The 14,658-nt window shown below is 66.6% G+C and carries 15 protein-coding genes; 4 read left to right on the forward strand and 11 right to left on the reverse strand.

The genetic code is table 11. The features are described from left to right. Positions 1-270: hypothetical protein (locus tag QCE83_RS23405; RefSeq protein WP_309816845.1), on the reverse strand; the 270-nt coding region annotated here is incomplete at its 3' end. Then, positions 270-1,613: a tetratricopeptide repeat protein gene (locus tag QCE83_RS23410; RefSeq protein ID WP_309816848.1), complete on the reverse strand. Its 1,344-nt coding sequence runs from the start codon at positions 1,611-1,613 to the stop codon at positions 270-272. The genes QCE83_RS23410 and QCE83_RS23405, both read right to left, overlap by 1 nt. Positions 1,614-1,889: 276 nt before the next feature. Between QCE83_RS23410 and QCE83_RS23415 the strand changes: the two genes are divergently transcribed. Beyond that, positions 1,890-3,926, forward strand: a complete 2,037-nt coding sequence (locus tag QCE83_RS23415) for a hypothetical protein (protein ID WP_309816851.1) — start codon at positions 1,890-1,892, stop codon at positions 3,924-3,926. Positions 3,927-3,959: 33 nt separating this feature from the next. Here QCE83_RS23415 and QCE83_RS23420 read toward each other — a convergent pair whose 3' ends face one another. The 5 genes from QCE83_RS23420 to QCE83_RS23440 form a co-directional block, all read right to left on the reverse strand. Continuing rightward, the gene (locus QCE83_RS23420) at positions 3,960-5,183 is read right to left on the reverse strand and encodes an MFS transporter (protein WP_309816854.1); all 1,224 of its coding nucleotides are present in this window, start codon (positions 5,181-5,183) and stop codon (positions 3,960-3,962) included. Positions 5,184-5,191: 8 nt separating this feature from the next. Next, on the reverse strand, positions 5,192-6,403 hold the full coding sequence (locus tag QCE83_RS23425) for a YbfB/YjiJ family MFS transporter (protein WP_309816857.1): 1,212 nt from the start codon (positions 6,401-6,403) through the stop codon (positions 5,192-5,194). Positions 6,404-6,525: 122 nt separating this feature from the next. Next, a complete protein-coding gene (locus QCE83_RS23430) occupies positions 6,526-7,440 on the reverse strand; it encodes a LysR family transcriptional regulator (protein WP_309816860.1) in 915 nt (304 codons plus the stop codon). 69 nt (positions 7,441-7,509) lie between these two features. Then, on the reverse strand, positions 7,510-7,929 hold the full coding sequence (locus QCE83_RS23435) for an organic hydroperoxide resistance protein (protein WP_309816862.1): 420 nt from the start codon (positions 7,927-7,929) through the stop codon (positions 7,510-7,512). 53 nt (positions 7,930-7,982) lie between these two features. After that, entirely contained in the window at positions 7,983-8,255 is a 273-nt protein-coding gene (locus QCE83_RS23440; protein WP_309816865.1) for a hypothetical protein, read from the reverse strand. 327 nt (positions 8,256-8,582) lie between these two features. On the opposite strand from QCE83_RS23440, the gene QCE83_RS23445 reads away from it, so the two are divergent. From QCE83_RS23445 to QCE83_RS23455, 3 genes are read left to right on the forward strand one after another with little or no spacing between them, the layout of a single operon-like run. Further along, the gene (locus tag QCE83_RS23445) at positions 8,583-8,726 is read left to right on the forward strand and encodes a hypothetical protein (RefSeq protein WP_309816868.1); all 144 of its coding nucleotides are present in this window, start codon (positions 8,583-8,585) and stop codon (positions 8,724-8,726) included. Further along, positions 8,713-9,453, forward strand: a complete 741-nt coding sequence (locus QCE83_RS23450; RefSeq protein WP_309816871.1) for a response regulator — start codon at positions 8,713-8,715, stop codon at positions 9,451-9,453. Before QCE83_RS23445 ends, QCE83_RS23450 begins: the two co-directional genes overlap by 14 nt. Next, positions 9,450-10,814 (forward strand): HAMP domain-containing sensor histidine kinase, encoded by a 1,365-nt coding sequence (locus QCE83_RS23455; protein WP_309816874.1) that lies wholly within the window; start codon positions 9,450-9,452, stop codon positions 10,812-10,814. The genes QCE83_RS23450 and QCE83_RS23455 overlap by 4 nt, the downstream gene beginning before the upstream one ends. Here QCE83_RS23455 and QCE83_RS23460 read toward each other — a convergent pair whose 3' ends face one another. The 4 genes from QCE83_RS23460 to QCE83_RS23475 form a co-directional block, all read right to left on the reverse strand. Next, a complete protein-coding gene (locus QCE83_RS23460; RefSeq protein WP_309816877.1) occupies positions 10,815-11,582 on the reverse strand; it encodes a glycosyltransferase family 2 protein in 768 nt (255 codons plus the stop codon). A gap of 63 nt (positions 11,583-11,645) precedes the next feature. Beyond that, positions 11,646-12,461 carry a lysophospholipid acyltransferase family protein gene (locus QCE83_RS23465; protein ID WP_309816880.1) on the reverse strand — a complete coding sequence of 272 codons (816 nt, stop codon included), beginning with the start codon at positions 12,459-12,461 and terminating at the stop codon, positions 11,646-11,648. Next, the gene (locus QCE83_RS23470; protein ID WP_309816881.1) at positions 12,454-13,317 is read right to left on the reverse strand and encodes a MipA/OmpV family protein; all 864 of its coding nucleotides are present in this window, start codon (positions 13,315-13,317) and stop codon (positions 12,454-12,456) included. The genes QCE83_RS23465 and QCE83_RS23470 overlap by 8 nt, the downstream gene beginning before the upstream one ends. Further along, positions 13,314-14,642, reverse strand: coding sequence for an NAD(P)/FAD-dependent oxidoreductase (locus QCE83_RS23475; RefSeq protein WP_309816884.1), 1,329 nt, complete (start codon positions 14,640-14,642; stop codon positions 13,314-13,316). The genes QCE83_RS23470 and QCE83_RS23475 overlap by 4 nt, the downstream gene beginning before the upstream one ends. Positions 14,643-14,658: the final 16 nt, after the last annotated feature.

Here is a 14,658-nt window from a genome sequence, read left to right on the forward strand (position 1 = left end):
CACTGCAACAGCCATCGCACCAGCCGCAACTGCCGCCGCGCTCACACTGCGCATTCCCAGCTTGACGATGGCTCCCGCACTCATCGCCATCATGCCCATCGACACCATGCTGCCGACGCCTTCCGGCAGCGTCGACAGGTATTCCATCGGATCGAGCACGAAGCCCACATGCGGATGCGGCAGGGGCATGACGACGCCCGCAGGCGTCTGAATCATGTGCACGTCCACGCCGATGACGGGTGTCAGGTGCGTGACCGCCGGCATGCCCATTACGCTTGGTTCCTGAGGCTGCCAGCTTCGATGTGCGCGGTGATGGCCTCAGGCGGCAGCGGCTTGATGGTCTCGGGCCAGTTCTCCCCGTACAAGGCGCGTAGTCGCGCTGTCAGTTCGCTGCGTTGCCGGTGGAGGACGCCGACACGCCCAAGCGCCTGCTGCGCAACATGCTGAACGTTACTGTTCGCGCGCAGTGCCGGATCGATCCATAGCCCAGCATCAAGCGCCCGAAAGTTCGCATTCAACGCGTCTTCCTGGCGACGCAACTGATGCATGCACTCGCCCACCATCCGCCACGCTTCCACGCCAGGAAGGCCGTCCTGCTCCGCCTGTGCGAACGAAGCCGCCTGTTCGTAGCGCTCGGCGGCGCGGGCGTACTTGCCCTGCATCCAGTGGACACTCGCCTCACCGAACAGGCTGTTGACGGCCAGTTTGTTGCCTGCCGGATGTCCAGCGTTCACCGCTTGCAGTGCGGCTTGCGTGGCCTGTTCGTAGGCAGCGAGCGCCTGGTCAGGCTCGTTCCATTTCAAGTACGCAGCGCCCGCGACCAGATGCACGGTCACGCTTTGATCGAACCAGCCCTGCTCGCTCGTGATCGCCAGCGCCTCGGCGCGCACCGATTCAAGTCGCACCACATCGCAATGTGTGAGCGTTTCGCTCAACTCCACGAACAAACGCTGAAAGTCACCTTGCGGGCCACGCTGATCCGACTCGGCCAACAACTCACGCGGCAGCGTTTCCATGCCGTAGCGCCCATGCACCACGACCATGTGTTCAGGCTTGCGCTGACGCAGCCACGCGAAAGCATCGGCATCGGTGCCGATCAGCACGAAGCGCACACGATCCGCTTGCCATGCGTCGCGCTGAATGCCATCGAGCAGTTCGTTCAGCCATCGTTCGAAGGCGCCCGGCTTGCTGACCTGTCCGGGTTCGAGCATCAACACCAGTTCCGGGAACACGTCCGGGTGATGCTGCAACAAGCTGCGTGTGAGTGTCAGCAGATACGCGGTCGGCGTCTCGCCTTGCGGCTCCAGCGCCTGCCAGTCGGCAGCGATGCCATTTGCAAGCGCACCTTCGCAATTGGCTTTATAGAACGCGATGACTTCCTGGGCGAGCGCACGAGCATATTGCTCTGCGTGATCGAAGCGCGAGGTCAGTCGCAGCACCGCATTCGACAGCGTGCGCTGTCGCTGAACATAGATCTCCACCATGCGCAGGTCGGCCTCATTTGCCTGCCAGTAGAGGAGAGACGCGCCTGAGTTACTGCGAAAACACAGCCAATCCTCATGCACCGCCATCAGGCGACGTTCGACCGGATTGCTGGGGTGCCATGTCTGCATCGTGCGCTCGAAGTCTCGTTGATCGAAGCTATCGAGCGTGCTGCATCCGGCACTGCAACGGAATGATTAAAGTCTGATTTGTGAGGCCAACAAAGAGAAGCCGAAGCGCAGCGTTTCGGAGAACAAGTTCTTGGTGGCCCTTCACACAAGCTCGACCTATGCCCGGATACCGCCCGGGCCTGGCATTCCGAATCGACACTGTGATGGCCGCGCGTCGTGCGGCCGTGTTGCCTTTTGCGGCGACACGCATCCACTATCCTCGAACAGGAGAATGCCATGCGCGTTGGTCAGAGCCCCTATCCTCAGCGAACCACCACCGATTATCTCGATCCTCAAAGTCATCAGAACCTGAACCGCGTCACTCAGAAACCCGACGGCGGTTACAGCGTCAAGGACTATAACGGCCGCGGCAACGTCGGCTCGCTGCACGAATACGACGCCTCGCGCAAGCCCCTCCAGTCGACGGGTTTCGATCCCGGCGAAGGCCGGGGCGGCACGCTTACCAAGGTCAAGTTCCATCCCGACGGCAGTCGCACGGTGTCCAAGCTGGGGCAGAACGGGTTGATGACTTATGAAGTCGGCAAGGATGGCAAGGAAACGAATATTCAAAGCCGGCCATTGACGGCGAATGAATTTCGGGATTATTTGAAGTGGCAATCCGAGGCTGACACGCCGGAAAACGGAGCCGATACGCAATCGGAGGCCGCGCCTGCTCCTCAGGCAGCAACTCAGCAACAGACGGCCCAGGCTCCCGAACCTCTGGCTCAACAACCCATGGGCGATGCCTCACAGAACGCCGGGCAGCAGCCGACGATGACCCCGCAGACCGCAGCTCAACAGCAGCCGGTCACGGTCCCGCAAACGGGTCCGCAGCACCAGATGGCTACAACTCCGCAAGTTGCGCCTCAACAGCCGCCGGCGATGGCCATGCAAGCGACTCCGCATAAGCAGATGGCTCCGGCTCCGCTGACCGCGCCTCATCAGCAGACGGCTCCGGCCGCGCAAACACCGTCGCAGAAGCAGACGGCTCCGGCTTCGTTGACTGCCCCCCACCAGCAGACGGCTCCGACCGCGCAAACGCCTTCGCAAAAGCAGATGGCCCCGGCTCCGCTAGCCGCACCCCATCAGCAGACGGTACCAGCCACGCAAACGGCTCCGCAAACCCAGACGGCTTCGGCTCCGCAGACCGCGCCCCAGCAGCAACCGGCGACGGTCCCGCAAACGCCTCCGCAAGGCCAGACGGCTGCGGCTCCGCAGACCGCACCCCAGCAGCAACCGACGACGGTCACGCAGACGCCTCCGCAAGGCCAGACGGCTACGACCCCGCAGACCGCGCCCCAGCAACAACCGACGACGGCCACGCAAACGCCTCCTCCGCAAGGCCAGACGGCTGCCGCCCCGCAGACCGCGCTCCAGCAGCAACCGACGACGGCCATGCAAACCGCAGCGCAGCGGCATACAACACCCGATCAGCAGACCGCCTCGCAGCCGTTGAAGCAGACCACGCAGAGTTATTTCGATCCGCAAAGCGGCCGCGAATTGAACCGCTTGGTTACACGGCCCGATGGCAGTCACACCATTTACTCGTTCAACGAAAATGGCCAGGAAGCGGGGCAGGACAGCTTTGACAGCAGCGGCAAGCCCACCCATTTGATCGGCTACGATCACGACGAGGGTCCGGGGGGGACGTTGACGGTTTCCAACTTCAAGAACGACGGCCGCGACGTAACGAAGGCGAATCAAGCCGGCATGACAAACTACTCGGTTGACGCCAACGGCAACGAGTCGAATATTCATGGGCAGGCGCTGACGCCGCAGAACTACGCGAACTATGCGACATGGCAGCAGCCGAACGCCGCGGCACCACAGCTCGCCAACGCACACGCGCAGACTCCGACGCAGTTGCAGTTGTCACCGGCTCCGACACAACAGCAACCGACGCCGCAAGCTCCGACGACGCAACAACAGCAACCGACGCCCCAAGCTCCGACGACGCAACAGCAGCAACCGACGGCACAAGCCCCGACGACGCAGCAGCAACAACCGACGGGACAAGCTCCAACGCAACACCAGCAGCCCGCAACACAGACTCCGTCGCAACAGGAGCAACAGCCAACACAGACTCCGACAGAGCAGCAACAGCCGGAAGCTCAGCCCGCCGCTGAGCAAGCGCCCGCCGCAGCCGACCCTGCCAACCAGCCAGACACCACGGCTGTGAACAGCGACGCTCCGGCCAAGGAAGCTCCGGAAGCCCCCACCGCGTCACAACCGGACACAAACTCCGTCGATACGTCCTCCACCCAGAGCGAATAACCTTCCCAGGCGCGCCCACCCGGGCGCCGAACCTCACCGCGTGCGCGCCCACCCCGCAAGCCCCGCGCACGCGATCAGCAAACTGCCCGTCACGAAGAACACCGAATGCAGGCCGAGCATCACGCCGATCTGCCCGCCGATTACCGGCCCGATCACCTGTCCGCTGAACTGCGCCGACTGCAGATACCCGAGCAGCGTGCCGCTGCTGTCCTCGTCGACGGCACTGCGCGCGAGCTTGGCTATTGACGGCAGCAGTCCCGCCAGCGTCATGCCCATCACCACGCGCAGTCCCGCGAGCTGCCACCAGTGGTGCACGAAAGCTTGCGGCAGCATCGCGAGTCCCGTCAGCACCAGACAGCCGACGATCACGTTCCAGCTGCCGATCCGGTCCGCCAGCGCGCCCAGCCGCGCCGCCGTCAGCATGCTGCCGAGCGCCGAGCACGCCATCACGAGGCCCGCGATACGCGTCACGTGATCGCCTGCCACGCCGAGACCGCTGATGTACACCGTGATGATCGGCTCGATCGACATGTTGGCGAGCAGCACCATCATCGCCGTCGCGAGCAACGCGGCGACCACCACGTAATTCGTGCGCCGGGCCGGTTCCGCGGCATGACGCGCGCCACGGCGCCTGGCATCGCCGGGATGGAAGTCCTCCCTGACGAACACGATGCTCAGCAGCGCAGCCACCGCGATCATCGCCGCGCCCGCGAAGAAAGTCCCGCGTATGCCGATCAGCCCCGGCAGGAACCCGCCCACCAGCGGCCCGGCGAGATTGCCGGCGAGCGCGCCCGTCGACAGCACGCCGAGCGCCCAGCCCGCGCGCTCGCGCGGGGCCTGCGTGCCGATCAGCACCGTCGAGGCCGACGCATAGCCGCCGATCAGCCCCGCCAGCAGTCGCAGCGCCACGAGTTCATATACCGAATGCGCGACCCCGATCAGCGACATCACCACGGCCATGCCGAGGGCCGCGCGCACGAGCATCGGCTTGCGGCCGTAGCGGTCGGCGAGACGGCCCCAGAGCGGTGCGGTGACGGCGGTGCCGAGAAAGGTCGCGCTGAACGCGACGCCCGACCACTGGATCACGCCCGCCTGTGACTCGACGCCCAGTTGCCGCACGTACAGCGGCAGGAACGGCAGCAGCATGCTGAGACTGACGAGCGTCGTGAACGAGCCGAACACGCACACCGCGAGATTGCGCCGCCAGTAGTCGGCGTTGCGTTCGGCATAGCCGGCAGGCGGCAAGGCCGCTGACATGATCGGGCTCATCGCGTTTCTCGCCGCGTCGCCGCGAACAGGTCGATGGCGAGCGCCATCACGAGCGCCCCCGCGCCGATGCCGAACAGCAAGCGGTAGTCGCCGCCGCTGTTCGCAAAGAGAAACGACATGCCGTACGCCGCGAGCGCCTGCAGGATGGCGAAGGACGTCGTCGCGGTGCGCCACGCGCCCTTCTGCTCCGCCGGATGATGCGCGAGCAGTTCATTGACGCGCCCCAGCACGAGCGGCACGATGCCCGGTGTGAACGCGCCGACCACCACGCTCGACATCATCAGCAGCGCTGTGTTCGAGGTCAGCGCGGGAATCGCGACCGCCGCGGCCTGCAGCAGATAGGCCACGCGCAAGGCCGGCCCGAAGCCGGCGCGATCGGCGAGATGACCGGCCAGCAGCGGCCCGGCAATCGCGCCGATGCCGTACAGCACCCAGAATTCGGCGCCGGCATCGACACCCTTGCCGAGACCGCGCGCGACGAAATCCACCAGAAAGATCATGTGCGGCACCAGACCGGCCGCATTCAGTGCGTATTCGGCGAAGAGCGCGCGCAACGCGGTCGGACGCGCGGCTTTCGCGTGACGACGCGGCGCCGCATGAGCGACATGCGCCGGTGCATCCTGCGCGGGCCAGCCCCGCCAGGCCACCACGGTCAGCAGCAGCGACACCACCGCGAGCCCGAGCCACGTCGCCGTGAGTCCCTGCCGCAGCAGCAACGGCACGATCGTGCCCGATGCCGCGATGCCCAGCCCGATGCCTGTGAAGATCGCCCCGCTCGCAAAACCGCGCCGCGACGGCGCGACGTGCGCGATGATCGTCGGCGCGGCGAGCACCATCAGCGCGCCGCCCGCGATGCCCGAGAGAAAGCGCCACGCGAAGAACCAGGCGAACGACAGCGGGATCGCGCAGGCGACGAATGCGAGGGTAGCGAGCACCATCATCGCGCGCAAAACCGTCGCTGCGCGCGCATGGCGTGCGAAGACACCGGCCATCAGCGCGCCGGCGAGATAGCCACCGAGATTGGCCGCACCGAGATACGCGGCCGTCGAGGCCGGAAACCACTGCGCGCCGATGATTGCCGGCAACAGCGGCGTGTACGCAAAACGCGCCAGCCCGATGCCCACCAGACTCGCACTCGCGCCGGCCAGCACGCCGCGCCACACCTGGAACGTGCCGCGTTCCGTTTGAACGACAACTGCATCACTCATACCGCCTCCACGACTGCGGCGGACGCGGTCTACGCATCCTGCCTGTGGAGTCAATATATATTCGACCGGTTGCCGAGAGAATCAGCGCTCAATGGAAGACACTCTTCCGCCCAACGGTTGAATCAATCCAGCCGCAACCGCTTGAATTCGCGGCGCAGGCGCGGCGTCGCGAAATCGACGAATGCGCGCACCTTCGGCACGGCAAGGCGTCCGTGCGGCGTGAGCAGATGTACAGGCAACGGCGCGTGCTCGCGATCGTCGAGCACGATCTGCAGCGACGCGTCGCGCACTTCCTTCGCGACGTGATACGAGAACAGCCGCACGAGGCCGTGTCCATCCACCGCCGACGCAATCGCCGCCCGCACCGTGTTGACGATGAAACGCGGCGCGAACTGCACGACCTGCGGAATGGCCGCGCCGCCCGCGGTCGGAAAGCTCCACGAATCCAGGCCGAAATGGGTCATCGACACAATCTCGTGGCGGGCGAGATCGGCGGGCTGGAGAATCGGCGGATGCTTCGCCAGATAGCGCGGCGACGCCGCCACCACGCGCCGCACTTCGCCCACCGGCACGGCCACCAGGGTCGAGTCCGGCAGATGCCCGATGCGCAGCGCGATATCGATGCCCTCGTCGATCAGGCTGACCGGCCGGTCCAGCAGTTGCAGCCGCACGGAAACCGCCGGAAAGCGCGCGATGAAGTCGTCGAGCATGGGACGCAGCAGATCTTCGCCGGCGGCGACCGGCGCGGTCAGCGTCAACAGGCCGCGCGGCGCGGAGCGTTCGTGGGCGATCAGGAGATCGGCTTCCTCGAGATCGGTAAGGATGCGGCGGCACGCGGCGGCATAGCGCTCGCCGGCGTCGGACAGCTTGATGGTGCGCGTCGTGCGATGCAGCAGCGCCGTGCCCGTGTGCTCCTCCAGAAACGCAATCGCCCGGCTCACGGCGGCGGGCGAGCGGCCGAGCCGTCGTCCCGCGCCCGCCAGGCTGCCTTCGTCCAGCGTGGCGATGAAGACTTTCATCGCGTCGATTCGGTCCATAAGGGAGCGGCGGCGCCGGGTCGTCTTGAGAAGCGCCCAGTCTAACGCGGGCGCCCCTTCCGGGCCGCGTCAGACCACGGTGATCGTCACGTCGATATTGCTCTTCAGCGCCTTCGAATACGGACAGGTCTGATGCGCCATCTGCGCGATCTCTTCGGCCAGCGCGCGCTCGATGCCCGGCAGGCTCACATTCAGGCGCGCACGCAGCAGATAGGCGTCGCCGTTCATGCCGAGATCCACTTCCGCGTCGACCGCCGTCTCGGCAGGCAGGCGCGTCTTCAGTTTCGCGGCGGCCTTGCCCATCGCGCCGATGAAGCACGCGGACCAGCCCGCGGCCAGCATCTGCTCCGGATTCGTGCCCAGGCCGGTCGAGCCCGGCGGCGAGAGCTTGACGTCGAGACGGCCATCGGTGCTACGTGCATGGCCCTCGCGGCCGCCGACGACGCGGGTCTTGCCGGTGTACAGCACGGTATCGATCTGGGTGGTCATGATGGATCCTTGTCCTCTGTTGATGACTGATTGAGCTGATTGAGCTGAATGGTTCAGTGATGAGCGAACAGCCGGGCGGTGTCGCTGACCGCCACGGCGCGCGCGCCGGATTGCGAGCGCGTGTCGTCCATGCCGCCGTACGCCTCCGCCGGCGCGGCGGCGGCTTCCTGCGCGAGGGTCTGCACGCTGACGCCGCGCTGCGAGGCGGGCGCGCCGGCCAGCGGGTCGTAGTGCGGCGCGGGGCCGTAGCCGCTGCTGGCGAAGGCGGAACCGGCGGCGGCCGCGCTGGTGGCGAGGAGGGCGGCGGTAACGAAGTGCTTGATCATGATCGGTGCTCCATACGAGAGAGTGATGAGTGATGACGGGTGCGTCGGCTGAAAGTGCTCACTGCGCCGTCGGTGGATGCATTTGAATGCCCGGAGGTATCCGGCATGTGTCCGCCAAGCGGGTCCGCTGCAATGTTTTGTATCGGCCATGCGGCAGATACAGTGAGATACGAAGGCCGCGCGCGCGCCCCAAATCACCGCGACATGCGTTGGCAACCGTATGTATCGCCCGGCATGCGGGATACACTGCGATACAAACCATCCGCCGGGACGCGCTATAACGCATTCATCGACGCAAACAACGCGTCACCCGCCGGAGCTTCCCGCATGAAACGCTTGCTCGCGATGTTCGCCTTCCTCGCAGGCGGCCTCGCCACCGAATTGGCGCATCCGGTCCAGTGCCTGCTCGTCAATCCGGGCCGGATGCAATCCTGGCGTCAACGAACACGGTCCAACGATGGAAAACACTGACCACGTATTGATCGTCGACGACGATCGCGGGATTCGCGAACTGCTCGCGTCCTATCTCGAGAAGAACGGCATGCGCGTGTCGCTCGCCGCCAATGGCCGGCAGATGCGCACGGCGCTGGAGCAAGGCGCGCCGGACCTGATCGTGCTCGACCTGATGCTGCCCGGCGAAGACGGTCTCGTGCTGTGTCGCGAACTGCGCGCCGGCAAGTTCCGCGACGTGCCGGTGCTGATGCTCACCGCGCGCAACGAGGAAGCAGACCGGATTCTCGGCCTCGAAATGGGCGCCGACGATTACCTGCCCAAACCCTTCGCGGTGCGCGAACTGCTGGCGCGCATCAAGTCGGTGTTGCGCCGCACGCGCATGCTGCCGCCCGGCATGGAAGTGAGCGAATCGAGCCCGATGCTCGGCTTCGGCGACTGGAAACTCGATACCACCGCGCGTCATCTGCTCGACGCCGAAGGCACGATGGTCTCGCTGTCCGGCGCGGAGTACCGGCTGCTGCGCGTGTTTCTCGATCATCCGCAGCGCGTGCTGACGCGCGATCAATTGCTGAACCTGACCCAGGGACGCCAGGCCGACGCCTTCGACCGCAGCATCGACCTGCTCGTGTCGCGCGTGCGCCAGAGGCTGCGCGACACGGCGCGCGAGCCGCGTTACATCAAGACGCTGCGCAGCGAAGGCTATGTGTTTTCTGCCGAAGTCAAACCGCTCGGGCCCTCAGAATGAGCACGCTATCCACCGCTTCCACTACTGGCGCCGCTCCGGCTGCGGCGCTGCTGCGCGGGCCGCGCACGCTGTTCGCGCGGCTCGCGCTGATTCTCGTCGTCGGGCTGGCGCTCGCGCAGACCTTCTCGTTCCTGCTCACCATGCACGAACGCGACGACTCGATGACCCACATGATGGTCGGCTACGTCGAGCGCGAGGTGGCCACGTCGGTCGCGCTGCTCGATCACCTGCCGCCGGACGAACGCGCGCAATGGCTCCCGCGTCTCGCGCGGCGCAGCTACAGCTTCGTCCTCGGGCCGGGCGAAAGCGGCACTCCGTCCGCCGCGCCGCTCTCGGCGCGCTTTGCGCAATCGATGGTCGCGGGCGCCGCAGCGGGCCTCGGCACGCACGTTCCGCCGACGGTCAACGCCGTGCCCGGCGGCAAGGAACACTTCCAGGTGCATCTGAAGCTTTCGGACGGCACGCCGCTCACCATCGACATGCGGCCGATGGTCGGCATGCCGCTGTCCGACTGGCTGCCGCTGGTGCTGCTGCTGCAGCTCGTCGTGCTGGGCGCGTGCTGCTGGCTCGCGGTGCGCATCGCGACCGGGCCGCTCAAGCAGCTCGCGCGCGCCGCCGACACTCTCGGCCCCGATCTCAAGGCCAGCCGCCTGCCGGAAAGCGGTCCGGAGGAAGTGGCGCATGCAGCGAAAGCGTTCAACGCGATGCAGGATCGCGTCGCGATGTACATGACCCAGCGCATGCAGATTCTCGCGGCCATCACCCATGACCTGCAAACGCCGATCACGCGCATGCGGCTGCGCGTCGACACGATGGACGACGATGCCACGGGCGCACGGCTGCGTCAGGACTTGCAGGAAATGGAATCGCTCGTGAAGGAAGGCGTGACCTACGCGCGCACGCTGCACGGCACCCAGGAAGCGCCGCGCCGCATCGACCCGGACGCGCTGTTCGAGAGCATCGCCGACGACTATCGCGATGCCGGGGAGGACGTGACGCTGCGCGGCAGTATCGGCGGCGCGCTGATGGCGCCGCCGCAGGCGCTCAAACGCGTGGTGGGCAATCTCGTCGATAACGCGCTGAAGTATTCGGGCGCCGCCGAGATCGAGACCGGACGGCAGGACGACGGCCGCGCGTTCATCGCGGTGCTGGATCGCGGGCCGGGGATTCCCGAAGAATCGCTCGCCGCCGTGTTCGAGCCCTTCGTGCGGCTGGAGGAATCGCGCAACCGGCAGACGGGCGGCACCGGACTGGGACTTGCGATCGCCCGTCAGCTCACGCTCGCGATGGACGCCTCGCTGACGCTGCACCGGCGCGAAGGCGGCGGGCTGGAGGCGCGGCTGGTGCTCAGGCCGGCGTGATCATCGTCCCGTGAGCCTGCGGAAGACGAGCAGCGGCAGCCGCAGCACGAAACCCGCCAGCAGCCGCAGGTGCATCCACGTCAGCAGCAGGTTGTCGCGGCCATACTGGAAGTGCGACACGCCGCCCTCTTCCGCCGTGAAATAACGCACCGGCGCGTCCAGGTTGATCGGGCGCACGCCGCGCCAGCAGAGCCGCACCACCGCTTCGGGATCGAAGTCGAAGCGGCGCATGAACGGCTGCGAGCGCATCACGGCGGCAAGCGGCGCGATCGGATAGACGCGAAAGCCGTACAGTGAATCGCCGATGCCCATCCACAGCGTCTCCAGATTCGCCCAGCCGTTCGATATGCGCCGGCCCTGCACGCGCAGTTGCGGCGCGCTCGCGTCGAAGCGCGGACGGCCGAGGATCATCGCGTCCGGCGCGGCGCGCGAGCTTTCCATGAAGTGCGGAATCAGCGCGGCGGGATGCTGGCCGTCGGAGTCCATCGTCAGCGCGTGAGTGAAACCCAGCCGCGCCGCTTCCTCGAGCCCCGCGAGAATCGCCGCGCCCTTGCCGCGGTTGTGCGGCAGCACGATCACGCGCAGGCCCGCGTCGGCTTCGGCCATCCGGGTCAGGCGTTCGGCGCTGCCGTCGGTGCTGCCGTCCACGACGACCCACACCGGATTCCACTGCTCGCGCGCGCCGCGCACGGTTTCCTCGACTTTCACACCGGGGTTGTAGCTCGGAATGAGGACGAGATGCGTGGACGATGCGCGTGACGAAAGCATTGAGAGATGGAATCGAACGAAACGGGATGCGACGAATTTTAACGGCTGCGGGACATCCGCCCGTCAGCTGCGTGGACGATGCGGGTCCAGTTCGCCGGCATAGAAGCGCTGCAATTCGGCGATGAAGCCTTGCAGCGCGGCGTGATCGCGTCCCGGCGGCGCAAAGCGGCGGCCGAGCGTCACGCGATAGGTGATCGGCAGCGCGGGCTTGCGGAAGATCTGCCAGCCTTTGCCGAGAAAGCCTGAATCCGTCTCGATGATGAGCGTCTGCACCGGCGCCTGCGCACGCGCCGCGATCAGCGCAATGCCGCCCTTCAGCGGATTCACGGAACCGGAGCCGAGGCCGGTGCGCGTGCCCTCGGGAAACAGCAGCAGCGGACTGCCACGCTGCAATTCGCCGACGGCCGCGCGAATCAGCCCGACCGGCGAGTCGTTGACGATATAGCCGGCGAGCAGCGCGCCCGGCCCGAGGAAAACGTTGCCCGCGACATCGCCCTTCATCACGCAGCAGGTGTCCGGCACGCGCGACGCGATCAGCAATGCGTCGAGCAGGCACGGATGGTTCGGCGCGAGGATCATGGCCGGCTGGCCGGCGAGCGCGTCGAGGGCCGAGAGATCGAAACGGCACGCGCCGAGCGAACGCAGCAGCACGAAATACAGATGCCAGACGCGCTGCACCGCCGCGCGGCCCACGCGCCGCCCGTCAGCGGCGGACAGCACGCGCCGCAGCAGCCACGCGAGCGGGCACCACGTCAGACACACGAGCGCCAGCACCAGCAGCGCGAAGTAGAAGGCCACGCATTGCCACGCGCATTCGAGCGCGCCGCCCGCCGTGATGCGGGCGCCCGCGCCGCCGATCTTGCGCTGCGCGTCACTCATCGCTCGCCACCATCTTCGACGACTGCCCGAACACCCACGCCACCGCGATGCCGCCCGACAGCACGCTCTTCTGCCGCACGAGCGGGCTGTCGTCGAAATGCGCGCCCGCGAGATTCGCATAACGCACGAACGCGCCGACCCAGTAGCGGCTGAAACGCCGCGACATCGACACCAGCGCCTGCGAGCCGGCGTAACCGCCGCTCGCATGGAAGGCCGGGCGCGCGGCGGTCGCGTATTGCGGGGCGACTGTGTAGTAGTGGTCGCTGTATTTGCTGTCGGCGAACATCGGGCCGGCGAACACGGCCGCGTGCAGCCCGGAGACGTGGCCGACGTCGGTGAAATCGAGATTCAGGTTCGGCGTGAACTGCCAGCCGACCGTCTTCGGCGACGACTCCAGCGTGATGCCGAGCCGCACCGGCATGCGCAGGTCCAGCTGCATGTCGCGCGACGCCGAACGCCACAGATGCACCTCCACCGAAGGCCCGACCTCGATGGTCGGCTTCAGGTCGGGCATGCCGGCGCGGGCGTTGTCGTCGCGGCTCGACACGGGCAGCGAACCGAGCACGCTGATGTTGAAGTTCACGCGATCGGTGTCGAGCAACTGGCCGCGCACACCGTCGCGATCGGCGCGCAGATACTTGCCGCGATACACGATGTACGGAAACGGAAAGACCCACGCGCGCGTCTGGTCCGAGCCGGGATAGTGCGGAAACGCGGCGACGCCCGCGCCGACACCCACTTCCCAGAGCGGTTTCGTGGGCGGAGGCGGCGCTTCGTCGGCTGCGGCGGCGCAGCTCGCCACGAGCAGCACGAGCCATGCAAGACGCGCGGGACGAATGACGGTCGGCGTGGTCAATTGGCCGGCCGCTCCATGTGCTCCGCCTCACTCAGGTTGCGGCGCCGCATGCGCCAGGCGCGCAGCGAATTGCGAAAGTCGAGCGCCGCCGTAACGTAATAAACGCCTTTGAACGCGCGCAGCGAATGCCAGATCGGCGTCTTGCCGAAGATGTCGCCCGCCAGCAGCGACAACAACGCCTCCTTCATGCGCAGCGGATTGCGCGGGCCCATGAAGAGATTGCGCATCGTCGGCGACGTCATGCGATAGATGAACCACGAGAATTCGCGCGGGCCATGCCGCACGTCGCGGTCGAACTTCGCGAGCGCAGCCCGGGCACGGGCCGGATGCGCCAGCGCCGTGTCGATGGCTTCCGCGCCCGCGAAGGCGCTTTGCATCGCCAGCATCACGCCGGAGGAGAACACGGGGTCGATGAAAGCAAATGCATCGCCGAGCAGCAGGAAGTTCGGCCCGTGCGTCATCTCGCCGGTGTACGAATAATTGCCGGTGGCGTGGACTTCGCTGACGAGCTCGGCGTCCTTCAGACGTTCCGCGAGCGGCGCGCACAGCGCGATGGTGTCGCGGAAGAACGCTTCCACCGAGGTGCCCTTCGGCCGCTGCTTGAGATACGCGGGCCACACCACCGCACCGATGCTGGTCGTCCCGTCCACGAGCGGAATGAACCAGAACCAGCCGTGCTCGAACCAGAACACGGTGAGATTGCCTTCGTTCTCGCCGGGGTTGCGCTGCGCGTGGCGGAAGTGCGCATAGAGCGCCGACGAATTGTGCCGCTCGTTGCGCCGCTTGGTCCTGAAGTGATTGGCGAGCAGCGTATCGCGGCCGGAGGCGTCGACGACAAAACGCGCCTGAACCGTCTCGCTGCGGCCGTCATCGTGCTCGGCGTGGATGGTGGCGCTCGCGCCGTCCGCCGCGAACACGACCTCGCGGGCGCGGCACCCTTCACTCACTTCAGCGCCGTGGCGGGCCGCGTTGCGCAACAGGATCTCGTCGAGTTCGGAGCGGCGCACCTGATAGGCGCTCGGCATCGACTTGTCCCAGGCGTCGGCGAACAGGAAGCGCTGCATGCGGCCGTCATGCTGCGGCGACACGAATTCGGCCGCCAGCTTGACCATGCCGATCCTGCGCACTTCGTCGGCCACACCGAGTTTCTCGAACAGGCGCAGGTTCGCGGGCAACAGCGACTCGCCGATATGAAAGCGCGGATGCCGCGCCTTCTCCAGCACGCGCACGCGATAGCCGCGCTCGGCGAGCAGCGTCGCCGCTGTCGATCCGGCCGGTCCGCCGCCGATCACGGCCACGTCCCAGGCCTGCGTCGCTTCAGTCATCCACGCTCCTTGTTTT

The organism is Caballeronia sp. LZ034LL (assembly GCF_031451215.1).
Taxonomy (GTDB): Bacteria; Pseudomonadota; Gammaproteobacteria; order Burkholderiales; family Burkholderiaceae; genus Caballeronia.